Genomic DNA, 23,777 nt, shown 5'->3' on the forward strand with positions numbered 1-23,777 from the left:
CGGCTCGGGTGGCTCAGTGGCAGGTTGCGGTGCCTTCGTCCGTCACCGGCTTTTCCGCTTCGAGGGGGTGGAAACGCCAGGCGTACGACGTCGGGCGCAGCTCCAGCTCGAGGACGCCGTGGTGGTCGAAGTCGGCGTACTCCCCGGCCGGGCGGCCCGCTGTCACCTCCGGGTTGCCGTGTTCGTCGCGGGTGTCGTCGGTGGCGGCTGGGCGGTAGTGGGCCTGGCCTCCCGTGCCGATGACGAATTGGCGTACGCCCTGGGGGTCGGGGGTGCCGTCGGGGTTGAGGGGGGCGAAGCGTTCGTAGTCGGCTTCGTGGCCGGAGAGGACGAGGTCGACGCGGTGGTCGTAGAGGGTTCGGAAGAGGTCCGCCGTGCGGGGGTCGGGGCCCGCGATGCCGGTCGACCAGCGGGGGTGGTGCCAGGCCGCGAGGACGCAGGTGCGGTCGTTGGCCGCGAGGTCCTGGGCGAGCCAGGTCTGCTGCGGGGAGCCCGTACGGCAGCCGCCCGCCACCGCCGCGCAGTTGGAGTTGAGGACGACCACGTGCCAGCGGCCGATGGTCTGGGACCAGTAGCCCCTGGTGTCTCTGATGCGGTTGCCGAAGTACGCGGTGAACGTGTTGGCGTCCTGGACCTTGTACTCCTGGTTGCCGTACACGGGGATGGTGCGGTTGAGGAGGCGGCCGAAGGAGGGCCCATAGACGGTCCGGTAGGCCTCAGCCTTCGGCAGCTCGTACTGGAAGTCGCCGAGGCCGATCAGCGCCGCGGGGTTCATCGCGACCGCCAGGTCGGAGACCGCCTGGTGCCGGCAGCGCTCGCCGCTGGCAGCGGCCTTGGCCAGGTCCGGGTCGGCGGGGTCGCAGGCCATGTCGCCGACCGCGGCGACGCGGACCGTTTCCGGCCCGGTGGAGCAGCGGCTCAGCAGCCACAGCACGACGAGCACCAGCACGAGCAGCACCGCGACGGTGATGCGAAGCCGGCGCTTCGGGACAGCCCTCATGAGGCTCGCCTCCGAAGGAGCCGGCGAAGGGAAAGCCGGCGAAGGGAAAGCCGGCGAGAGATAAGACGGCGCCGGTGCCGCATGGTCCAGACGCCGGGCCGGCCGGTGGGCAGGCGTACGAGGTACATGAAGGCGACCGCCCCCGCGACCGCCACCGGCAGCAGGTAGAGGGCGTACCGCGCGACCTTGGCCGGGGCGTACCGCAGGGTCACCGTGCCGCCGGAGGGCAGCGCCCAGCCGCTCATCCAGCCCTGCAGCGTCACCTTGCGGGCGCCGTCGACGCCGGTCAGCATCCAGCCGGGGGCGGCGTTCTCGGCCAGTGCGACGGTGGTGCGGCCGGCGCTGGTGACCGTACCCGAGAACTGGGTGGGGTTGTGCCTCTCCCAGTCCACCGTGGACGTGGTGGCCGGTTCCTGTTGCCGGACCAGCACCACGGACGACGGCGAGGCGACCGGGCGCAGGCGTACGCCCTTGTACTCGACCTCGGACTGCTGTTTCTCCTTGAGGTCGCGCAGCCCGTACAGGTAGAGCCGGGTCTCCACGGCGTTGGGGTCGGGCGGGATCAGCGCCTCGTACGAGGTCCAGCCCTGCCACAGCGCGACCGACGGCAGCGTGCGGCAGAGGTCCGGGCCGCGCAGGTACAGGCAGAACTTCGGGTTGCGGACGGCCACGCTGCGCGCCTGCATGGACAGCTCGTAGAGCGACGCGGCGCCGACGTCCTCGGCCGGCGCGCCGATGCAGGCGAGGTGCCGCACCGCCTTGAGCGTGTACGTCGTCTCGCCGTCGTCGCCGATCTGCGACTCGGCGCCCAGCCCGGCCTGCTCGGCGGTCTGGTCGTCGTAGCGGAAGCAGTCCTCGAGGGGCTCGAACGGGGCCAGCACCGACCCGGACAGGCCGCCGTCGACGCGCAGCTCGTGCCGGCCGGCGGTGAGGTCCACCGTGACGTCCGGGACCGCGGGCGGCCACACGGTCCGGCTCACCACCGGCTCGAGGGCGTCGACCCGCAGCGCGCGGTACTCGGTGACGGTCCTCGGCTTGAGCCGCTCGCCCACGTCGGCGTGCAGGATGAGCTGCAGCTCGTCGGAGAGGCTGTCCATGGTCACGACCCGCTCGTACGAGGCCCAGTTGTCGTCCAGCACCGCCCGGGCGGCCAGCTCGCACCCGGACGCCCCGGCCTGCCACAGGCAGATCTGCGGGCGGGCGCCGGTCACGTGGCGGTACTGCAGGCGTACCCGGAAGATGTCTCCGCCCTTGGTGTTGCGGACGACGACCTTCGTGCAGGCGGCGTGGTCGGCGGCGCTGAGGCGCACGGCGGGGCCCTGCGGCGTGTCGGTGACCGCGGCGCTCAGGCCGAGCTCCTTCCACGGCCGGGGCTCGTAGTTGTTGCAGTCGAAGACCGGTGAGTAGCCCGTCGTGTCGGCCGGCTTGCGCGCGGCGGCGAGCAGGGTGAGCTTGGTGGCGGCGCCGACCTGGATCGTCTGCGGGCCGGGGGCGTCGAGGGAGACCGTACGGTTGCCGGCGCGCACCGCGAGGATCGTGCGGCCGGCGGGTAGCGGCACGGACAGCGCCGGGCGGGCCGAGACGGGCCTGCCGTCGACCTTGACGACCGTCGGGTCCTGCAGCAGCAGCCGGTTGTTCGCCAGGTCGAGCCGCGGCACGAGCACGGCGGCCGCCCGGGCGCGCTGCGCGAGCGTGTAGCGGCCGGCGGCCACGTCGACGGTCGTGGTCGGCGAGCCGCTGTCCACGGCGGGCACCGGCCAGTGCACGACGTCCGGCGTGACCACCGCGGTGTCGTCGACCTGCGGGCTGGTCGAGGCGGGATCGGCGCTGGTCCGGGCGGCGATCGCGGTACGCGTGTCCACGGTGCCCAGCACGGCCGCGCCGGCGTCCGGGCGGGCCGGCGCGTCGAGCACCCGGTCGTACGTGCGCACGGTGGGGCTCGTCCCGCCGTTGAACGCCCACAGCTGGAGGGTGCCGTCGACGTCGAGCTTGCCGCCCGGCACCCGGGCCATGGCGGCACCGAGCAGCCGGTCGTCGGCGAAGTAGCGGTTCGGCAGGCCGCGGACGAGGTCGTGGCGCACGATGACCCGGCTGACCCCGATCGCGTCGAGCAGCTTCGGCACCGGGGCGAGGTCGCCGGCGAGCAGCGCGGTCTCCACGGCGTGCACGTCAGCGCTGAAGCCGGCCACGTCACCGAAGTAGCCGTCCGGCTTGGGTTGCACGACCGGGTGCTCGATGAGCAGGTTCGCGACGCTGTCCACGCCGAAGAAACCCCAGGTCGTGGGCATCTGGTAGTAGTCGTCGAGGGGCAGCACGAGCACCTTGCCGGGCCGCTCGTCCGCGTCGATGTGCGCGGCCATGTCCCACCACTCCTGCGGGACGCGGACGTGGGCGGAGGGCTGCGTCGGCCGCTCGTCGGGCATGACGCTGCCGGTGTAGAGCGGGAACGGGTAGGCCAGCACGAGCAGCACGGGCAGCAGCGAACCGGCGTACGCGAACCGTCGCGGCCAGCCGGGCAGCCGCAGCCGTGGCCGGGCGCGCAGGCGCAGCAGGGCGCCCTCGATGCCGATGGCCAGCATGACGCCGAAGAAGCTGACCAGTAGCTGGCCCAGCTTGCTCATCGGCTCGCGGAACAGCCAGAACCCGGGGGCATGCAGGTACAGGAGCAGGTTGAGCTGGCTCAGCGGCGGGCGCAGCCCTTTGGCCAGGAAGACGAAGAGCAGCACCAGGACGAGCAGGCCGAAGGCGAGCCGGCGCAGGCGGCGCGGGGCGAGCAGCGGGGCCACGAACACCAGGGCGGGCAGCAGGTACCGGATCCAGATCCACCACGGCTGGTCCAGGTCCGCGGCGAACGGCAGGTACTGCGGCCGGAACCAGGCGAAGACCGCCACCATCGTCAGGATGTTGGGCGGCGTGTTGTTGATCTGCGACCACGACCAGTTCGTGGGGTCGGTGAACGTGGCGTTCGCTGTCGCGCCACCGCCGCCGGTGAAGCCCTGCGCGAGCGGCAGTAACCACCACACGTTCAGCAGCGCGGCCCAGGGCGCGGCGAGCACGAACCACTTCAGCAGGCGTACGGCCTCGCGCCGGCCGAGCACGAGCCAGGCCAGCAGCGGGGTGCCGCCGACCGCCCAGGCGTACGCGACGACCAGCATCGGCGGGTTGAAGCCGAGGAACGACGTCGGCATGAGCGCGAACCCGGCGATCGGCGTGGGCACCCGCCGCCCCATCGCCACCCGCATCGCGATACCGGTGATGAACGCGACGCTGCCGACCGAGATGATGTTCAGCGGGTTCGGCAGCCGGGTCAGGAAGAAGCCGTTGAGCACGCCGAACGCGCCGGCCGCGATGATCCCCAGCTCGCTCTTCACGAACGCGCCCGCGAGGTACGCGACGCCGAAGCCCACCAGGCCGTAGATGCACGTGTAGAACAGCCACTGCGCCGAGTACTCGGTGAGCCCGACGGTCCGGCAGCACCAGATGAGGATGAACTCGAAGGACCGCACCATGGTGTAGCTCGCCGAGCCGGCGCCGGTGGTCTGGTGGTTCCAGGACCAGAGCACCTCCGGCGCCCACCCGCGGCGGATGAACGGGCCCATGTCCCCGGTCGCGATGAACGTGCCGGTCCGGAACCAGCGGCTGACGATCAGCGAGGAGATCGCCAGCACGACGAGGTACGGCCGGGCGGCGATCCAGGCGGCACGGTCGGCGAAGCGTCGCACCCCTGCCCCTCCCGGTCCGCGGGTCGCGACCGGCCGGTCACGCCTTTCCTCAGCTGATCGGCCGCCGCGGCGCCGCCCTGAGGAGCTCGCGCCCGGGCGGCGCCGCCGCGACGTCAGGACACCGAGATCGGCGCCGGGATCGAGTACTCGCTGCCCACCGGGCCGCCGACCTGGTACGCGACGACCTGGTAGGCCGCCCCGGGGGTTCCGGACGGGTCGGTCCAGCCCTCGGTGGCCGTGCCGGCGATCAGGCCGATGCGGTCCATCAGGTGCGTCTCGCCGAGCACGCAGTTGTCGACGGCGGAGAGCACCCGGGCGTACGCCGCGCCGGCCGGTGCCTGGACGGCGTACGAGCTGGTCATCCACCGGTCCGGGCCGTCGACGGTGCTCGCGTTGCCGGAGAACACCCGCGACGAGATGGCGGTGCCCGCGGCGTCCAGCCAGACCACACCGGTACGGACCCGGCGGCCGCTCGCCTGGGCGCCCGCCTGGAACGAGGCGACCGCCGTGTACGTCTGTCCCGCCGTGACCGGGGTGGCCGGGCCGGTGGCGCCGATCTGCCCGGCCTTGGTGGCCGTGATCGCCAGCGAGGCCGCGCCCACGCCGGGGGCCGGGGCGCCGGTGACGCGGCTCACCGAGGCACCGCCGGCGGCGGTCCAGCCGCCGAGACCGGTCTCCAGCGTGGCGCCCTCGTCGGTCACCAGGTTGCCGGGGACCACCGGGCTGCCGACGGGCAGGTCGGCCACCAGCGTGCCGCCGCGGTAGACGCGGTAGCCGCCGACCCAGACGTTGGCCAGCGGGTACGCCTCACGCCAGGTCAGCTTCGCCCCGTCGGCGGTCAGCGTGCCCGCCTCGGCCACCGGGGACTCGGGCGTGCCGCGGCCGTAGCGGTACGGGCCCACCGCGGCGGCGGTGAGGTCGTTGTCGGCGTACGCCCCGCTCGGGTCGGTGAGCACGGTCCCGCCCGGTACGGTCTTGGCCGTGCGCGAGCCGATCTGGACGCCGTACCACGTGCTGGGCAGGCCGCCGCCGGTGATGTGGTTGCCGTAGATCCGGTCGCCGCGCCCGATGCTCAGCCCGATGCCGGCCGAGTCGAACGTGCCGCATCCGGTGCTGTAGCTCGCCCCGTTCGCCGACGCGTTCTCCACCGTGTTGCCGGCGATGGTGTCCGCGACGCTCTTGGCGGCCTCGTAGCAGCCGTACACGAGGATGCCGCCCTCGTCGGCGCCGGTGATGACGTTGCCGACGATCTGGTTGCCGCCGCCGGACCACAGCGTGTGGTTCGTCGTGTCGGCGGGGTCGACGGCCGCGTCGACGCGGCCGGTCGTCCCGTCGGGGTCGAGGTAGTCGTTGTAGCCCACGGTGATGCCGGCGAAGTACGAACCCACCAGCCGGTTGCCGCGGACGACGTTGCGGGCCGGGTTGGTGACGTCCTTGTTGGTGCCGGTGTGGCTGTAGTCGGCGTTGGTCTTGAGGACGATGTGGCCGCCGTGGAGCAGGTTGTCGCTGATCTCGGAGTCGGTCACCGCCTCGAGGAAGATCGAGCCGTTGTCGGCCCGGTTGAACCAGCCGAGCATCCGCGGGTCGGTGTAGACGGTGTTGTGGCGCAACGTCAGGCTCCGCGCGTTGGTGAAGTCGAGCGCGTTGCCCAGCTCCGTACCGTCGTACTGGTTGTCGCTCACCAGCGTGTCGGTGGCGTTGCCGCCGCCGCCGATGTTGTCCTCGTCGCCGGAGCCCGCGCCGCCCAGGTTGTCGAACCGGTTGTCGACGGCCCGGACGCCCTTGGTGCCGCGGATCCACAGCTTGAAGTACTCGAGGTTGGTGAAGCGCACGTGCTGCACGGTCCACCGGTCGCCGGCCGATACGCCGCCGCCCACGTTGTTCCCGGCGCCGTGGTCGCACGCCGCCGCGGGCTGCACCGCATCGGCGGTCAGCCCGGCGCCGGCCTTGCAGTTGCCGTTGACGGCGAGGTCCGAGACGAGGTTCGTGCTGTTCGCGACGGCGGCCGCCTTGTCGTCCGGCCGGACCAGGAACGAGTAGCCGAACGCGGCGTGGCTGCCGGTGGCGATCAGCAGCGTCGTGGCCGTCATTCCGCTGCCGCGCAGGTTGACGTTCGGCGGCAGGCTCAGCGGCTTCTTCATCGTGTAGACGCCGGCCGGCAGCAACACGGTCGCCGGCGCGGTGGACGTGCCGCGGGCCGCCGCGGACGCGACCGCGGCGCTCAGGGCCGGCCAGTCGTCCTGGCCTGCGCCCAGCGGCGGGCTCACCGCCGCGCAACCCGGGTCGGCCGCGCAGTCCTGCGCGGTCAGCGCCGGGGCGCCGACGGTCGGGGCCAGGCTGTAGCCGGACCCGTCGGGCACGTCGGCCGAGGCGGGGCCGGCGAACCCGGCCTGGGCCGCGGCGAGCACGGCGACGCCCAAGATCAACTGCTGTTTCAAGAACGCTCCATTTCCTTGCCCTGAAGGGGGGATCAGGGACGGGCGTGGCGGCCGGCGGGCGACCGCAGCAGGCTGTCCAGCACCGCACGCAGGCGGCTCGTGTGCCGCTCGGTGACCCGGGCGAACAGCCAGCCCGCCGCGACCAGCACCGCGCTGAGCGCCGCCAGGGCGAGCCAGTGCGCGGGTGAGGGCGCCCAGCGGTGCGCGGCCTGCGGCGTCAGCAGCGCGGCGATCAGCGCGGCGATCGGCAGGTGCACGGCGTAGAGGGAGTACGAGGAGTCCGCGTACCGGGAGGCGGCGTCGAGGGCACGGCCCGGCAGACCGGTCCAGCGCACGTCCTCGACCAGCAGGACGAGCAGCACCGTCGTGGTCCCGGCGAGCAGCAGCACGTTGCGTCCGGAGTAGCTCGCCTGGGTCGCCCACAGCGCGCCGGCCAGCGCCACCGAGGCCGCCGTACGGGCCGGCGCCAGGACGACCGGGCTCAGCGTGACCAGGCGGGCAGCGATCGGGCGGCGGAACAGCGCGACAGCGGCGCCCATCAGCCACACCGGCAGGTACATCAGCACCGGAATACCGACGAATTTGCAGATGACGACCAGCAGAACCGCACTGAGAATTCGTGCCGGCACGCCGCCTCGGCCCTTCCAGGCGTACAGCGCGAGCGGGAAGATCGCGTAGAAGGCAGCCTCATAACCCAGCGACCACAGGGAGGCGTTGGTGCCGTAAGTGGGCACGGCGATCTTCCCCAGGAAGCCCATGTTGCCGAGGGCGGTCAGCGGTCCGAGCCGCCCGGCCAGGTCCTCGGCGGGCACGGTGTGGTGGTACGCCGGGTCGCCCGCGTAGATCGAGGTGTGCCCGAGCACCGCGAGCCCGAGGGTGTCGAGGACGGCGGTGAGCGCCACGGCCGGTACGAGCACGATCCACAGCCGGCTCAGGCGTGCCGTGGCGTAGCCCGCCCAGCGGAACCGGTCCTGCCGGAACGCGGACAGCACGCTGCCGCCGACCCAGTAGCCGCTGAGCACGAAGAACACGACCACGGCCGCCGGTCCGAGGCCGGTGAGCACGTACAGGACCCGGGTGGCGAGGCCGTCGCCCGCGTCCGCCGCGTCGACGAAGAGCAGCGTGCGCAGGTGGTAGACCACCACGAGCACGGCCGCCGCGGACCGCAGCGCGTTGAGCGCGCGGTGCGGGCCGGGCCGGGCGGGTGCGGCGGCCGGGGCGAGGGCGTGAACGGGGACGGTGGCGGTCATCGCCCTCTCATCGGTCCGCGGACCCCCGGCTTGAGATCTTCGCGTCGTGCCGCGATGCGAGAAACCCCAGGGGTACGGCACAGGCGCTCAGCGCCAGGCCGACCAGGACCGCGTAGTAGACGAGGTCGGTGTGGCCGAGGGCGTGCGCGGGGCCGCATGCGGCGAAGATGGCGACGGCCAGGGCCAGCGGCGGGCGCCAGCCCCGGTCGGCGAGCTCGGCGAGGGTGAGCGGCCGCCGGTGCCGGGACTTCGGGCGCGTCGGCGGGTCGCCGGCCGCAGCGGGGGCGGGCGGTGGGAGCGGCTCACGGGGCGTGATTGCCGGCGCGGGCGTCAGGTCGACCGCCATGCCTCACCTCCCTCGCCGTTTCCGGACCTATCCCGCTCATCGGCGCGGTGAGCGCGGAAATGAGCCCGGACAGGCGCGAAGGTCAAGCGCAGCTCAGGCGTCGGGCAAGGTTGGCTCCATGACGTTCCGTAACGGCTTGCGGAGGCGCAATCTCATCTCATGCGAACCTTCTCCCTGCCGACCCGCCTCGCCGTCGCCCTCGTCGTGATGGCGCTGGGCCTCTGGGGCGCGCTCTTCGTCACGCGGCCCGCTGCTGCCGGGGCCGCGACCCGGACGGGCACGGACAAGCTGGCGCTCACCTGGGTCGACGGTGGCCGGCAGCTGCAGGTGGACGGGTTCGCGTACCGGCCGAAGGCCGTGGTGGACGTGCGGCTCGGCGACAGCCCGCTGCAGCAGGCCCGCAGCGACGAGAGCGGCCGCGTCCAGGTCACCGTGCCGCAGGAGCTGGTCGCCGCCGGGCAGTCCGGGGCGAGCATCATCGTCGCCGGGCGGTCGGTCTCCGGCGCCTCGCGGGTGCTGATCTCCGCGGTGCCGCCGCGCGCCGCCGCCCGCGGACCGGTCGACGCCCTGCCCTGGTCGATCGCCGCGCTCGCGATCGCCGGGATCGCCCTCGGCGCCCTGCACCGCGTGCGGTCCCGCCGGACGCCGGCCCCGTCGGTGGCCCCGGCCGGCTACCTCAGCCGGCACCGCGCCGCCTGAAACCGATTCGCACCCGTTCGCTTCCCGCGTAGCCCCCAGGTGTCCCGAGCATGGTGAGCGGACCTACCCCCGGGTCCCGTCCTGCGAAGGGTCTGCGCATGGGATTTGCGGCACGCACGCTGGTCGAGGCGTACCCCGGCCCGGCTGCGATCGTCGACCGGGACGCCTGCGTCCTCGTCGCCAACGGACGGTGGTCGGGAGACGGTCGCCCGGCCGAGGGCACGACCCTGATCGGGGCACCCGGCGGGTGCCCGGCACACGCGCAGCTCGCCGGGATCGTCCGGGACCTGACGCCGGCTGCCGAGCCCGCCGTTCTGACGTGCCAGTGCGACGGCGCCGCGAGTGCCGTACGCGTCGCGCACCTCGAGAGCGACTGCGGCGCACCCCGCCGGCTGATCACCGTGACTGCGGCGGCCGCCGGCCCGGACGCCGCGGGCCACGCCAAGTCGCAGTTCCTCGCACTGCTGGGCCACGAGATCCGTACGCCCGTCACCACGGTCGTCGCCACAGTGGACCTGTTGCGCGCGCAGCCGCTGCCGCAGGACGTCCGCGAGGTCGTCGACAGCGTCCACCGCTCGGTGCACGCGCTCAAGGCGCTCACCGACGACCTGCTGGACCTGGCGCGCCTGGAGACCGGCAGCCTGACCGTCGACCACGAGCCCGTACCGCTGCGCGCCGTGCTGGAGGGCATCGTCGAGCCGCTGCAGCAGCAGGCCCGCCGCAAGGGGATCCTGCTGCTCGCCGCGCCCGCCCCGGACCTGCCCGCGATGGTGCTCGGCGACGCCGGGCGGCTGCGCCAGGTGCTGACCGGGGTGGTCGGCAACGCGGTCAAGTTCACCGAGTCCGGCGAGGTCATCGTGACGGCGGAACGCGACGGCGACGACGCGTACGTGATCACCGTGTCGGACACCGGCCCGGGCATCGCCGGGCCGGACCGGGAGCGGATCTTCGCGCCGTTCGTGCAGGCCGACTCCTCGGCGGCGCGCCGGCACGAGGGCGCGGGCCTGGGCCTGGCGCTGGCCGCCCGGCTCGTGGCGGCCCTCGGCGGCAGCATCGACGTGCACTCCGAGCCGGGACAGGGCTCGCACTTCGCGATCCGGCTCCCGCTGGAGGCCGCGCCCCGCCAGCCCGAGCCCGCCGCGCCGCTGCCGCTGACCCGCCGCCGGGTCGCCGTCGTGGCCCCCTCGCCGCGTTCGGTGCTCGCCCTCTCGTGGCTGCTGACCAGCGCCGGCGCCGAGCCGGTCGAGGCGCGCCTCGAGGACGTCACCCGGCGCATCCCCGACGCCGACACCGTGCTGTGGTGCGACGACTCGCACGACCCCGGGGCGGTACGCCGCGCCGACTCGGTCATCGAGGCGCTCGGCCCGACCGGCCGCGCCCTGATGATCAGCACCACCGACCCGCGGACCGGCATCGTCCGCAAGCCGGGCGTGCTCACCGCCCCGCTCGTGCTCTCCCGGCTCGTCTCCGCGCTGAACCTGGAACGCACCGGCGTACGCGGCGCCCCGATCACCGTGCCCGCGCTGGACGGCGGCCGGGTGCTGCTCGCCGAGGACAACGACGTCAACCGGACCGTCTTCCGGCGCATGATCCAGCTGCTGGGCGTCGAGTGCGACACGGTCGCCGACGGGGCCGCGGCGGCGGAGGCGGTGCTGGGCGGGACGCCGTACGACGTGGTGCTCATGGACCTGCAGATGCCGGGCACCGACGGGCTGGAGGCCACCCGGCGCATCCGGGCGGCCGGGTCGCGTACCCCGATCCTCGCGCTGACCGCGACCGCGCTGCACGGCGACCGCGAACGCTGCCTGGCCGCCGGGATGGACGGGCACCTCAGCAAGCCCATCACGCTGCCCGAGCTGCGGGCGGCGCTGGAGCCGTACCTGTCGGCCGGCGGGGACGAGCCGGAGGAGGCCGCGCCCGAGCCGGACACCGGCCGGCCGGACCTGAGCAAGCTGCGTGACCTGGAGGACCAGCTGGAGGACCGGGCGCTGGTGGTGACCACGGTCAACACCTTCCTGTCCCAGCTGGACGTGCGGCGTACGGCCCTGGCCGAGGCGCTGCGCAAACAGGACCACGACGCGTTGCGGGCGACCGCGCACACGCTCAAGTCGTCGAGCGCGCTGCTGGGCGCCGACCCGCTGGCGGAGGCGTGCGCGCAGGTGGAGCGGGGCGCGACGGCCGGCACCAGCGAGCAGGAACTCAGCGCGCTGGTGGCGAGCGTGGAGAAGGCGGTGGCCGGCGCGGTCAAGGTCATGGCCGGTTACCTGGCCTCGGACGAGGGGGGCGACGATGCCGGAACACGCTGACTCCGCCCTGCGCGCCGAGCTGGAGCGCGAGCGGCGGCGCAACGCCGACCTCGAACGGCAGGTCCGCGACCTGAGCCGCTCGGTGGCGGAGCTCGAGGCCTTCTCCCGAGAGATCAGCCACGACCTCAAGGCGCCGCTGGCCGGCATCTGCGGGTACGCCCAGCTGCTGACCCACATGGACCTCGGGTTCGTACCGCCGCCGGACTACGACGACTTCGTGGCCGAGATCAACCGGGGCACCGACCGGATGCGCCGGCTCATCGACGACGTGCTGGCGTACTCGACCGTCCGCGGCGCCCGCCTGCACCTGACGACGATCGACCTGTCGGCGCTGGTGCACGACGTGGTGGCCGACCGGGCGCTGGACCTGCCCCGGCCGGGCGTACCGGCACGCCCGGTGCCGCGGGTCACGTGGGACGACCTGCCGGCGGTCCGCGGCGACCACGGGATGCTGCGGCGGCTGCTGGAGAACCTGCTCGGCAACGCGCTCAAGTACGTGCGCCCCGGCGAGACCGCCCGGGTGCACGTCTCGGCGCGGCCGGAGGAGGACGGCATGGTCCGCATCGAGGTCACCGACGAGGGCGTCGGCATCCCCGAGGGCCAGCACGAGGCGATCTTCGCGGAGCTGCACCGGGCGCACCCGGACGCGTACCCGGGAACCGGCCTCGGCCTCACGATCTGCCGCCGCATCGCGCAGCGGCTCGGCGGCGCCATCGGCGCCGACCCGCACTTCCGCGGTGGCGCGCGGATCTGGTTCACCCTGCCGGCCGCGCAGACCGCGGCCGGCCCGGTCCCGGTCGTCGCCGACCTGGCCGGTTGACCGACGGCGGCCCTCCCCCGGCCGCCGATCTTTCCCCGAAACAGAGCAGGGCTTGAGGTCGGCTTGAGGTTCGCCGCCGATCACACGGTCGAACTGCTCGAACGAGATGAGGCCACATGGACGTGAGGCGACTGCTCACCGCGGTGGGCGCCGGGCTGCTGGGAGTGGCGGTGACCGCCGTCGGTACCCCGACCGCGGCCAGCGCTGCCCCGGCAGCCCCCAAGAGCTTCAGCGTCGCCCGCGCCCCGGGCGACGTACACAAGATCACCGTGACGTGGAAGGCCGTCGCCGACGCCGACCACTACGTCGTGGACAGCATCGCCGGCGACGTCGAGACGATCATCAACGTCCCGGCCTCGACGACGAGCTACACGATCGACGCGCCGGACAACTGCACCAACTACAAGATCCGGGTGGGCGCCGCGGACGCGGCCGGCGCGACCTCGAGCACCACGTTCTGGTCGCTCAAGTCGCTGACGCCGGGCACCGTCATGGGCATGTCCACCGGCCGCGACGCGGACGGCACGGTCGCCACGGCGTCGTGGCGCGCCCCGTCCTGGACCGGCTACACGCCCCTGACCGGCTACCGGGCCGTCTTCACGCGCCTGTCCGACGGCGTCGTGCTCTCCGACACCACGTCGCTGGACACGTCGTTCCGCTACCCGGGCGTCGACCCGGCCCGCGCGTACACGCTCGCGGTCACCACCGTGAACGAGTACGGCGCCTGCTCGACCGCCAAGTCGCTGCTCGACCGGTTCCGCCCGGCCGACCCGACGAACCTGGTCGTGCAGCGCCGCGCCGACGCGCCGGGCACGGTCGAGGTCGTCTGGAAGTCCGCGACCTCGGGGCCCGTCCCGACGTACTACCTGATCAGCTACGGCCAGACCAAGGTGACCAGCTCGGTACGCGTCGACGCGCCGACCACCTCGGCGACGCTGCCCCTCGACGTCGCCAAGAACTGGATCGTCGAGGTCAAGGCGTACAACGACAACGGCGGCAGCGGCGCGGTCGCCGGCTCCGTACCGGTCTTCGAGGCCACGGCGGCGGCCCCCGCGCCGGCCACCGAGCCCACCGCGACCCCGGCCCCGACGGCCACCGCCACCCCGGAGCCGGGCGTCACGACCGCGCCCGTGGAGGCCGGCACGCCGACCGTCCAGCCGACGGACTCGACCACGACCACCACCACGGTGACGACGGGCTCCGACCGGACCCCGCCGACGATCACCACCTCGCTGTCGCAGGCGCCGTACAACGGCTGGTTCAAGACGCCGGTGACGATCCACTTCACCTGCAAGGACGACAGCGGCACGATCGCGAGCTGCCCGTCCGACATCCGGGCCGGCACCGACGGCACCGGCCAGCGGTTCTCCGGCACCGCCGTGGACGCCGCCGGCAACACCGCGACGATCGTGCTGACGCTCAACGTCGACCAGACGGCTCCGGCCATCACGGCCACCGTCCGGGGAACGAAGAACGCCGCCGGCTGGTACACCACCGCGCCGGTCGTCACGTACGCCTGCTCGGACGTGGTCTCCGGCGTCTCGACGCTGCTGAGCTGCCCGGCCGACACCCCGGTCACCGTCGACGGCGTCAACCAGACCGTCATCGGCACTGCGACCGACAAGGCCGGCAACACCGCCACCGCGACGGTCGTGCTGAACATCGACCAGGTCGCCCCGGCGATCAGCGCCTCGGTCGTGGGCGACGCGAACGCCGACGGCTGGTTCACCACCGCGCCGACCGTCCGCTACACCTGCTCCGACGCCGTCTCCGGCATCGCGACCTGCCCGGCCGACCGGAAGATCACCACCGACGGCGTCGGCCAGAAGATCACGGGTACGGCGGTCGACAAGGCCGGCAACAGCACCAGCACCTCCGTCACGCTCAACGTGGACCAGACCGCCCCGGCGATCACCGCCACCGTGCTGGGCGACGTGTCCGCCGACGGCTGGTACAGCGCCTCCCCCACGGTCCGCTTCACCTGCTCCGACGCGGGCGCCGGCGTCAAGACCTGCCCGGCCGACGTGAAGGTCGACGGCGAGGGCGCCAACCTGCCCGTCACGGGCACCGCCACCGACAAGGCGGGCAACACCGCCACCACGTCGGTCACGGTGAGCGTGGACCGGACCGCCCCGTCGATCACCGCCACCCTCGTGGGTGAGGCGAACGGCGACGGCTGGTTCCGTACCGCCCCGACCGTGCACTTCACCTGCGTCGAGGCCGGTTCCGGCCTGGCCGCCTGCCCCGAGGACACCCAGGTGACCACGGACGGCGCCGGGCAGACCGTCATCGGCACCGCCGTGGACAAGGCGGGCAACACCGCCACCGCCTCGGTGGTCGTCAGCGTCGACCGCACCACGCCGGCCGTCACCGCGGCCGTGCTGGGCGAGGCCAACGCCGACGGCTGGTACCGCACCGCCCCGACCGTCCACTTCACCTGCGCCGACGCGACGTCCGGCATCGCCGGCTGCCCCGCGGACGCCACGGTGGCCGACGGCACTGGCAAGATCGTCATGGGTACGGCCGCCGACAGGGCCGGCAACACCGCCACCACCTCGGTGACGGTCAGCGTCGACCAGACCGCCCCGGCGATCACCGCGACCCTGGTGGACGAGCCGAACGCCGACGGCTGGTTCAACAGCGCCCCCACCGTCCACTTCACCTGCACCGACGAGGGTTCCGGCATCGCCGAGTGCCCCGCCGACGCCACGGTGACCACGGAGGGCGCGGGCCAGGTCGTCAGCGGTACGGCCACCGACAAGGCCGGCAACACCGCCACCGCCACGGTGACGGTCAACGTCGACCTCGTCTCGCCGGAGCTCACCGCCACCGTCGACGGCACGAAGAACGCCGCGGGCTGGTACCGCAGCGCTCCCACCGTGCGCTACACCTGCGCCGACACCGGCTCGGGCCTGGGCTCCTGCCCGGCCGACGCCACCGTCACGACCGACGGCGCCGACATCAGCGTGCCGGGCAGCGCCGCCGACAAGGCCGGCAACACCAGCACCAGCACCACGACCCTCAGCGTGGACCTGACCGCCCCGGTGGTCACGGCGAGCCTGGTGGGCGCGGCCAACGCGAACGGGTGGTTCACCACCGCCCCGACCGTCCACTTCACCTGCACCGACGAGGGTTCCGGCATCGCCGACTGCCCGGCCGACGCCACCGTCACCACCAACGGCGGCGGCCAGGTCGTCAGCGGTACGGCCACCGACAAGGCCGGCAACACCGCCACCGCCACGGTGACGGTCGACGTCGACCTCGTCTCGCCGGAGCTCACCGCCACCGTCGACGGCACGAAGAACGCCGCGGGCTGGTACCGCGGCGCCCCGACCGTGCGCTACACCTGCACCGACACCGGCTCCGGCGTGGCTTCCTGCCCCGCCGACGCCACGGTCGCCGGTGAGGGCGCCGGGATCAGCGTGCCGGGTGCGGCCGGCGACAAGGCCGGCAACACCACCTCCCGTACGACGACGGTGAACGTCGACAAGACCGCCCCGGTCGTCACCGTGGTGGGCGCCACCAACGGCGCGAAGTACGGCGCGGACGCCGCCCCGGCGGTCTCCTGCCGCACCACCGACGCGCTGTCCGGCGTCGTGACCGAGGCCAAGGCGACCGACACCACCGACAACGGTGTGCACACCGTGGTCTGCGCCGGCGCCACCGACAAGGCCGGCAACGCGGCGGCGCAGGTGGGCATCACCTACACCGTCGAGGCCACGGGGAACTGGCTGTCGGCCCTCACCCACAAGTACCTGGACGGCAAGGCCAACGCGACGGCGCTGAAGGACCTCGACGCCGCGATCGCCAAGCGCAACTGGGGCCAGTTCATCGCCAAGGTCGTCGTCCAGTCGCTGGGCCGCAACCCGGCGCTGAACCCGACCCAGTCGGCGACGCTGATCTGGTACGCGATGACCGTCAACTGCCGGGACTGACCGCCGGCCGGAACGGCACCGGGCCGGGACTCGTTTCGACGGGTCCCGGCCCTTTCGCGTTCACGACTCGAATCGATTCCGCCGGCGGCGGCCGCTCAGGTAGCCGAGCAGGCCGGCGGCGAGCAGCACCGCGCCGACCGCGGCGGTGTTCGGCCCGGTGACCGGCAGCCCCGCCCCCGAGCCACCCGCCGCACCCGAACCGCCGGCCGCCGTCGCGGTCACCGTCGCGGTCGCCGTCGGCGTCGTGGAGGGACTGCCGCTCGGCGTCGGCGAAGGTGTGCCCGCACCTCCGGCGGTCGGCGTCGCGGACGGGCCCGGCGTCGCGGCGACGACATGCACCTGGACGTGGTTGCCGTTGGTGCGGATGTCAGCCGTGGGCAGCTCCCGCGGCTCCAGCGTCAGCAGGCCGTCCGTACCCGCTACGACCGGGGCGCCCGGCGCGGCGAAGAAGTCGACCACCTCGCGCAGGCCACCGCGCGCGTCGGCCCACGCCCGGCTCTGCCACCGGAAGGCCAGCACGGCCCCCGCACCGGGCTCGGCCTCGGCCGTCGCGGCGACCATCGGCGCGGTGATCGCCAGCGTCCGGTACGGCGCCAGCACCGCATCGAACGAGCACCACGCCATCTCGCCCTGACTGCCGCGCGTGTACCAGCAGTTGCGGTACCGGCGGGTGAACTCCAGGCCCTCGCCCGCCTCCACCTGCGCCACCAGGCCGCGTACGGGCCGGGAGTCCACGCTCTGCACGCCCAGCGGCGCGGGCACGACCTCGCCGGGGGCGACCGCGTACTCCCTCTTGATCGGCCACATGCCGTCCTGGATCTCGGTGACGGCCTCGATCTTCGCGGGGTCGGGCGGCGCGGCCCGGGCGGGCGCCTGCACTCCCAGCGCCAGTCCTGCGACAGCCAGCACACCGACGACAACTCTCATGACACTCCCCGCTTAACGGACAAAGTGCGCAGATCGTACGTCAGCCGGGCCGGCATGCGGGCACTCACCGCCCGAGTAGCTCACGCGGGCCGGAACGCGTACGCCCACCCCGCCCGGTTGCGCGCCGCGTCGTCCGCCTCGGCCGTGATCGTGAAGGCGGAGCCGGCCGGCAGGGACAGGGCCACGTCCCGGGTCGCCTTGCCGGCCGTCGTGCACACGTGGGTGACCGCGGTCTGGGTCTGCCCGTCGGTGGCGACCGTACCGTCGCGCAGCGTCCGCGCCGACCGGATGATGAAGCTGAGCTGGCCGGGGCCGGCGCAGGCGAAGCTCGCGAGGTAGCGCCCGGCGGGCCGCCGCTCGTCGAGGGTCCTGTCGGTCTCGGTGGTCACCTTCGCGACCCCGGGGCCACCGAGCAGCGCCGCTGCCGTGGTGGCGTTGGCGGCCGAGGCCCGGCTGGGCGGGTCCTTGATCTCGGCGGTGCGGACGAACTTGAACGAGAACCCGGCCCGGCCGGCCGCCTGCTCGTCGCCGTACAGGAAGACCCGCAGGTAGCCGTCGACCGGCTGGGTCAGCGCGAGCTGCCCCGGCACGGGGTCGTCGGAGCAGGTGACCGTGCCCGCGGCGAGCTTGTCGTCGCCGTGGTCGCCGGCCTTGACCACGACGTCCACCGTGCCGGGGCCGGCGCAGTAGACGAAGAGGCGGTAGTCGTCGGCGGGCACGTCGTTGACGTGGTTCTCGTAGTCGGCGGTCACCACGCCCGCGGTCGCCATGATCCACGGCTGTTTCTCGGGGTCGCCCAGCGCGCGGTTCGCGGCGTCCAGCCGGGACAGCTGCTGCGGATCGGGGTCGGGCAGCCGGGAGGGCTCGGTGGTGGGTGCCAGCGGCGCCGGGTCGTGCGGCGGCCGGCCGCCGGCGAGCGCGACGCCCGACAGGATCAGGGTCACCGCGAGCACCGTCCCGGCCGACGCGGCGATTCCGCGGCGGCGGCGCACGGTGCGCCGCGCCTGCTCGGCGCCGGGCGCCTTGACCTCGCCGAGCGCCTCGGTGCGCAGGTCGGTCAGCAGCTTGTCGACATGCTCGCTCATCGCGCGCCTCCGTCGGCGTCGGCCGGGTCGAGCTGGGCGGCCAGGGTCGCCTTCGCGCGGTGCAGCCAGGACTTCACGGTTCCCTCGGGTACGCCCTCCCGCGCGGCGATCTCGGGCACGGTGAGGTCGGCGAGGTACCGCAGCACCACCGCCCGCCGCTGCGGGGGCGGCAGGGCGGCGAGCGCCGCGAGCACGGCGACCCGTTCAGGGCTGGGCCCGGCGACCTGCTCGTCGCCGCGCCGCTGCCGGCTCAGGAACGCCAGGGCGGTCCGCGCGCGCCGCCACCTGCTCAGGGCCAGGTTCCAGGCGACCCGGCGCACCCACGCGACCGGATCGTCGTAGCGTGACACCGTGCGCCATCGCGCCAGCGCGCGGCAGAACGCCTCCTGGGCGATGTCCTGCGCCTCCTGCCGGTCGCCGAAGTACGCGTAGAGCTGGACGGTCAGCACGCCGTAGTGCGCGGCGTACAGCTCGTCGAAGGACGCGGCCTCGGTCTGCACGGCTGTCGGCGCCTCCGGCCTGGTCCCGGTAGCGGTCATGGAAACTACACGTCCGGGGTACCCGTAATCGTTGCGTCGGGTCACCAGTGCGTTGCTATCCATCCGGCCACGCACGCGGCGACGAGGCACAGTCCGATGAAGCCACCCTGGGCGCCGAGCCCGGCGGCCGTCCGGGCCCGTCCGGCGCGACGCGTGATCCACACCGCGGCGGCCAGCAGCGCCGGCGGCGTCAGCATCACCACGCCGCCCAGCGCGAAGGCGATGGCGAGCCTGTCCCATGGCCCGTCGGACCTCGCCGCCACGACGCTCACCCAGACCGCCGCGGTCGCGGACGGCACGATGATCCAGGCGGCGGGGACCGCCAGCGCCCGCCCATGGCTCACCATGCCGCGTACCCTGCCGCATCGAGCCGCCCGGGTCCTGAGTACGTCTACTCAGGACGTCCGCGCGCTCAGGGGATGAGGACGACCTTGCCGGCGACGGTGCCGGACTCGGCCAGGCGCATCGCCTCCGCAGCCCGGGTCAGCGGGATGCGGGCGGCCACCTGCGCGGTGAGCGCGCCGGCGGCGAGCAGGTCGAAGACGGCGGTCAGGTCCTCGCGCATGCGGCGGCGGAACGCGTCCCGGCGGCGCCGGCCGGCCCACACGTTGAAGAACGACGCCCGGCGGCCGTTGGGCAGCAGGTTCCACCACAGCAGACGGCCGATGAGCGCGAGCACGGGCAGGCGGGAGTTGCCGGCGACGTCGCGGGTGGACGCGGAGCCGTACGAGACGAGCGCACCACCGCGCCGGACGAGGCGCCACGAGTCGACGATCCCGGGGCCGCCGACGTGGTCGAACACCGCGTCGTAGCCCTCCGGCGCGAGCTTGCGGGCCTGAGCGGGGAGGTCGGGGGCGCGGTAGTCGAGCGGTTCGGCGCCGAGGGCGCGTACGGCGTCGTGATGGCGCGGCGATGCGGTGCCCACCACGCGGATCCCGGCGTGCCGGGCGAGCTGGGTGAGCGTCGAGCCGACCCCGCCGTTGGCGCCCAGCACGAGGATCGTGCCGCCGGGGCGGACGCGGGCCACCCGGTGCAGCATCTGCCACGCCGTCACGCCGTTGATCACGACGGTCTCCGCCTCGGCCGGGTCCAGCCGCTCCGGCACCGGTACGACGTCCCCGGCGTCGAGCAGCACCATGCTCGCCCAGCCGCCGGTCTTGGTGACGGCCGCGACCCGGGTGCCGGCCAGCGCGGCGCCGACCCCGGCCCCGACGGCCTCGACGCGCCCGACGAGGTCGTACCCGGGCACGAACGGGAACGGCGGCTGGTCGTAGTACTTGCCGCGGCGCATCTGCTGTTCGGCGAAGGAGACGCCGCTCGCCTCGACGCGGACCAGGACCTGTCCGGCGGCGGGTGGGTTCAGGGGGCGTTCGCGGGCCTGCAGGCCCTCCGGCTCGACGATGCCGGGGAGCACGATCTCGGTGGCGGTGACGGACATGGGAACCTCCAGAAAGAGTGGTTGACCACTCACTAGCGTGGAACGGCGACGAGGCGGCGGCCGGAGCGAGAATCAGTGCCGCAGGCCGGTGTTCAGGGTGCGGGCCCAGGGAGCGTCGATCGCGTGGGCGCCCATCGTGACCACCTCGGTGCACAGGGCGCCCCGGGCGAAGAACTCCTGCAGCTGCTCGTCGGTGCCACCCGAGACGCTGCGGGCGTACTCGACGAGGCGGGCGTAGCCCTGCTGCACCGCGCGGCGCACCTCGGACACCGAGACCGCCGCGCACTGGGCGTGCATCTGCACCATGAGCAGGTGCTCATCCCGGATGAGCTCGGCATACGCGCCGCCCATGGCCCAGAGGACGGCCTCCGGCGAGCTGCCCGTCGCGGCCGCAGCGCCGGCCGCGAAGCTCTCCCGGATGCGGTCGAAGCACCGGCCGACCACCGCGGCGAACAGTGCCTCCTTGTCGGGGAAGAGCCGATACAGGTACGCCTGGGAGATGCCGGCCGCCTTCGCCACCTCGACGGTGGTGGTGCCGAAGTAGCCGCGCGCCGCGAACGCGCCGATGGCGGTGGACAGGACGTCCTCACGGCGGTCCTCGGCGGTGCCCAGGACCCGGGTTCCCCTCGCTGGTGACATGTGAGTAGTCAACCACACTATTGCGGTGACCGGCAACCGGCGGCTCCGCCCCGCGGACCTGACAGGTTCCACACATACGCTCGCGATGCTGCCTGGCGGAGGAATTCGCGTCAGGAAGGCAAGCCATGGCAACGAAACGCAGATCCCGGCACGCCGTCGTCATGATGGCCGCCGTCATGCTCGCCGGCACGGCGTGCTCGAGCGCAGAGTCCACGGGCGACAGCCCGCAGGTCGCCACGCTCGCCAGCACCGGCAGCACCCCGTCCGCGTCGGCCTCCGCCGCGGCGGCGCGCCCCCGGGAACGGCTCGACACCACACCCGAGGAGTTCGAGGCGATGCTCAAGCCGTACAACGAGTGCCTGCGCGAGCACGGGGCCAAGCCCAAGCAGGACTGGAAGAGGAACGAGCGGCCGACGACCCGCGTCATCAGCAAACTCGAGGCCGCGGACAAGATCTGCAACCCGCTGTACTACCCGCTGCCGCCCTGGGAGAAGGACCCGGCGAACCCGGAGGCCAAGGACTTCGCCCGGGACGTGGTGAAGTGCCTCAAGGAGAAGGGCATCCGGTACGTCGAGGTCGGCGACAACGGCCTCGACATCGCGCTCGGCGGCGACCAGAACGACCGCGAGTCCATCACCAAGGGACTGGATCTCGCGCCGGAGTGCGAACGGCAGATCGCCGCCAAACACAAGTGATCCGCCACCGCGGCGGCCCGCGCCGGGCCGCCGCGGTCACACCGTGGCCAGCGCCTCGGTCGGGGTCAGCCGGGACGCCCGGATCGACGGGTACATCCCGGCGAGGACCCCCACGACCACCGCCCCGGCGACCCCGGCGACCGCCGCGTTCACCGGCACGACGACCGGCCACCCGTGCCCCGCCGCGTACGCCGCCGTGCCCAGCAGCCCCAGCGCTGTCCCCGCCAGCCCGCCCAGCCCCGCCAGCGCCACCGACTCGGTGAGGAACTGACCGCGGATCTGACCCCGGCTGGCGCCCAGCGCCCGCCGCAGCCCGATCTCCGAGCGCCGCTCCAGCACCGAGATCACCATCGTGTTGGCCACGCCGATGCCGCCGACCAGCAGCGCGACCGCCGCCAGGGCCAGGAACAGGCTGGAGAACGCGCTCTCGGTGGCCCGCTTCGCGGCGAGCGCGTCCGACGGGCGGCTCACGATGACCTGGCCCGGCCGCTCCGGGTACACGGTCGCCGGCAGCACCGACCGGACCGCCTCGAGCTGCGCCTCCTCGGCCCGGATGTACAGCACGGTGGGGTGACCGTCGAAACGCAACTGGGTACGCGCCGACTCCCAGCCGACCAGCACCGACCGGTCCACGTCCGGCGACAGCGGCGTGGTGGCGAGGATGCCGACCACCGTGAACCACTTGTCGCCGATCATCACCTGCGGCGCCTCGCCGGCGGGCAACTCCGCGAAGCCGAGCCGGTCGGCGGCCACCGAGCCCAGGACCACCGCCGGGAACTTCTCGGTGGCCGGGTTCAGCCATCGGCCGTCGCGTACGTGTGCACCCAGCACGTCGAGCAGGTCCAGGCGGCTCGCCAGCACCGTGAGACCGGAACCGTCCTTCGGATCCGTACGGTCGTTGCGGCGTACCAAGGTATGGGTGTTCGCCACCGCGCTGGCCGCCGTGACCGGACCGATGCGCTGCACCATCGGCACCGCATGCTCCGGCAGCAGCGCCGGCGGATCCTGGTCCGGGGTGGGCATCACCTGCAGCAGGTTCGTGCCGAGCGCCGACAGCTCCTGCATGAGCGCGGCCTGGCTGGACGCCGGGATGCCGGTCACCACGATCATCGTGGCGATGCCGATCGAGATGCCCAGCGCCGACAGCGCCGCCCGCAGCCGCCGGGTACGGATCCCCAGCAGCCCCAGCCCGAGCAGGTCCAGCGGCGCCAGCCGGACCGGGCGGATTCCGATGCCCGTCACCGCGACACCACCGGTACGGCGGCCCGCGCGGTATCCGCCACCAGCCGCCCGTCGCGGATCTCGATGCGCCGCGGCAGCGACGCGGCGATGTCCCGGTCGTGGGTGATCAGGGCGATCGTGGTGCCCTCCGCGTGCAGCCGGTGCAGCAGGTCCAGCACGGCGTGGCCGGTGGCGGTGTCCAGCGCGCCGGTCGGCTCGTCGGCCAGCACCAGCGCGGGCCCGTTCACCAGCGCCCGCGCGATCGCGACCCGCTGGCGTTCCCCGCCGGACAGCTGCCGCGGCTGGTGCCCGGCACGGTGCGCGAGCCCGACCCGGGCCAGCGCCTCGTGCGCCAGGCGGCGCCGGTGCTTGCGGGGCACCCCCGCGTACAGCAGGCCGGTCGCCACATTCTCGGCGGCGCTCAGCCCGTCGGTGAGGTGGAACTGCTGGAACACGAAGCCGAGCAGCCGCCCGCGCAACGCCGACAGGTGCCGGTCGCCGAGGCGGGCGATGTCGTGCCCGGCCACCCGGACGGTCCCGGACGTCGGCCGGTCGAGCGTGCCCATCAGGTGCAGCAGCGTCGACTTGCCGGACCCGGACGGCCCCACGATGGCCAGCAGCTCGCCCGGCGCGATGTCCAGCGAGACCCCGGCCAGCGCGGTCACCCCGCCGGGATAGGTCATGGTGGCGTCGCGTACGGACAGCACGGGCGTCACA

The 23,777-nt window shown here is 73.6% G+C and carries 18 protein-coding genes; 5 read left to right on the plus strand and 13 right to left on the minus strand.

Going from position 1 to position 23,777, the window contains the following annotated elements:
- Positions 1 to 13: 13 nt before the first annotated feature.
- The 5 genes from IT780_RS14485 to IT780_RS14505 form a co-directional block, all read right to left on the minus strand.
- Positions 14 to 1,000 carry a metallophosphoesterase family protein gene (locus IT780_RS14485; RefSeq protein ID WP_199512056.1) on the minus strand — a complete coding sequence of 329 codons (987 nt, stop codon included), beginning with the start codon at positions 998 to 1,000 and terminating at the stop codon, positions 14 to 16.
- Positions 997 to 4,722 carry a hypothetical protein gene (locus IT780_RS14490; protein WP_199512057.1) on the minus strand — a complete coding sequence of 1,242 codons (3,726 nt, stop codon included), beginning with the start codon at positions 4,720 to 4,722 and terminating at the stop codon, positions 997 to 999. Before IT780_RS14490 ends, IT780_RS14485 begins: the two co-directional genes overlap by 4 nt.
- Positions 4,723 to 4,835: 113 nt before the next feature.
- Complete coding sequence (locus IT780_RS14495; protein WP_199512058.1) at positions 4,836 to 7,160, minus strand: glycosyl hydrolase family 28-related protein; 2,325 nt, start codon at positions 7,158 to 7,160, stop codon at positions 4,836 to 4,838.
- A gap of 32 nt (positions 7,161 to 7,192) precedes the next feature.
- On the minus strand, positions 7,193 to 8,410 hold the full coding sequence (locus tag IT780_RS14500; protein WP_199512059.1) for an acyltransferase family protein: 1,218 nt from the start codon (positions 8,408 to 8,410) through the stop codon (positions 7,193 to 7,195).
- Between the two features lie 7 nt (positions 8,411 to 8,417).
- A complete protein-coding gene (locus tag IT780_RS14505) occupies positions 8,418 to 8,756 on the minus strand; it encodes a hypothetical protein (RefSeq protein WP_199512060.1) in 339 nt (112 codons plus the stop codon).
- Positions 8,757 to 8,915: 159 nt separating this feature from the next.
- Here IT780_RS14505 and IT780_RS14510 point away from each other — a divergent pair, with 159 nt between their 5' ends.
- From IT780_RS14510 to IT780_RS14525, 4 genes are all read left to right on the plus strand, one after another.
- Positions 8,916 to 9,455, plus strand: a complete 540-nt coding sequence (locus IT780_RS14510; RefSeq protein ID WP_199512061.1) for a hypothetical protein — start codon at positions 8,916 to 8,918, stop codon at positions 9,453 to 9,455.
- 98 nt (positions 9,456 to 9,553) lie between these two features.
- The gene (locus tag IT780_RS14515; protein ID WP_199512062.1) at positions 9,554 to 11,761 is read left to right on the plus strand and encodes an ATP-binding protein; all 2,208 of its coding nucleotides are present in this window, start codon (positions 9,554 to 9,556) and stop codon (positions 11,759 to 11,761) included.
- Complete coding sequence (locus tag IT780_RS14520) at positions 11,745 to 12,581, plus strand: sensor histidine kinase (RefSeq protein WP_199512063.1); 837 nt, start codon at positions 11,745 to 11,747, stop codon at positions 12,579 to 12,581. Before IT780_RS14515 ends, IT780_RS14520 begins: the two co-directional genes overlap by 17 nt.
- A gap of 116 nt (positions 12,582 to 12,697) precedes the next feature.
- On the plus strand, positions 12,698 to 16,516 hold the full coding sequence (locus IT780_RS14525; RefSeq protein WP_199512064.1) for a Neogenin: 3,819 nt from the start codon (positions 12,698 to 12,700) through the stop codon (positions 16,514 to 16,516).
- A gap of 60 nt (positions 16,517 to 16,576) precedes the next feature.
- Here the strand turns inward: IT780_RS14525 and IT780_RS14530 are convergent, their stop codons facing one another.
- From IT780_RS14530 to IT780_RS14555, 6 genes are all read right to left on the minus strand, one after another.
- Positions 16,577 to 17,443, minus strand: a complete 867-nt coding sequence (locus IT780_RS14530) for a hypothetical protein (RefSeq protein ID WP_199512065.1) — start codon at positions 17,441 to 17,443, stop codon at positions 16,577 to 16,579.
- Positions 17,444 to 17,523: 80 nt separating this feature from the next.
- Entirely contained in the window at positions 17,524 to 18,528 is a 1,005-nt protein-coding gene (locus tag IT780_RS14535) for a DUF6023 family protein (protein ID WP_199512066.1), read from the minus strand.
- Positions 18,525 to 19,067, minus strand: a complete 543-nt coding sequence (locus IT780_RS14540; RefSeq protein ID WP_199512067.1) for an RNA polymerase sigma factor — start codon at positions 19,065 to 19,067, stop codon at positions 18,525 to 18,527. Before IT780_RS14540 ends, IT780_RS14535 begins: the two co-directional genes overlap by 4 nt.
- Before the next feature lie 41 nt (positions 19,068 to 19,108).
- Positions 19,109 to 19,414 (minus strand): hypothetical protein, encoded by a 306-nt coding sequence (locus IT780_RS14545; RefSeq protein WP_199512068.1) that lies wholly within the window; start codon positions 19,412 to 19,414, stop codon positions 19,109 to 19,111.
- A 65-nt stretch (positions 19,415 to 19,479) separates the two neighbouring features.
- The gene (locus IT780_RS14550) at positions 19,480 to 20,505 is read right to left on the minus strand and encodes a medium chain dehydrogenase/reductase family protein (protein ID WP_199512069.1); all 1,026 of its coding nucleotides are present in this window, start codon (positions 20,503 to 20,505) and stop codon (positions 19,480 to 19,482) included.
- A 72-nt stretch (positions 20,506 to 20,577) separates the two neighbouring features.
- On the minus strand, positions 20,578 to 21,144 hold the full coding sequence (locus tag IT780_RS14555; RefSeq protein ID WP_199512070.1) for a TetR/AcrR family transcriptional regulator: 567 nt from the start codon (positions 21,142 to 21,144) through the stop codon (positions 20,578 to 20,580).
- A 125-nt stretch (positions 21,145 to 21,269) separates the two neighbouring features.
- On the opposite strand from IT780_RS14555, the gene IT780_RS14560 reads away from it, so the two are divergent.
- Positions 21,270 to 21,839, plus strand: a complete 570-nt coding sequence (locus IT780_RS14560; RefSeq protein WP_199512071.1) for a hypothetical protein — start codon at positions 21,270 to 21,272, stop codon at positions 21,837 to 21,839.
- 36 nt (positions 21,840 to 21,875) lie between these two features.
- On the opposite strand, the gene IT780_RS14565 is transcribed toward IT780_RS14560, so the two are convergent.
- Complete coding sequence (locus tag IT780_RS14565) at positions 21,876 to 23,081, minus strand: ABC transporter permease (RefSeq protein WP_199512072.1); 1,206 nt, start codon at positions 23,079 to 23,081, stop codon at positions 21,876 to 21,878.
- On the minus strand, positions 23,078 to 23,767 hold the full coding sequence (locus tag IT780_RS14570; RefSeq protein WP_307831211.1) for an ABC transporter ATP-binding protein: 690 nt from the start codon (positions 23,765 to 23,767) through the stop codon (positions 23,078 to 23,080). The genes IT780_RS14565 and IT780_RS14570 overlap by 4 nt, the downstream gene beginning before the upstream one ends.
- Positions 23,768 to 23,777: the final 10 nt, after the last annotated feature.

Origin of the sequence: Nucisporomicrobium flavum, assembly GCF_016464385.1 — a bacterium.
Classification (GTDB): domain Bacteria; phylum Actinomycetota; class Actinomycetes; order Mycobacteriales; family Micromonosporaceae; genus Actinoplanes; species Actinoplanes flavus_A.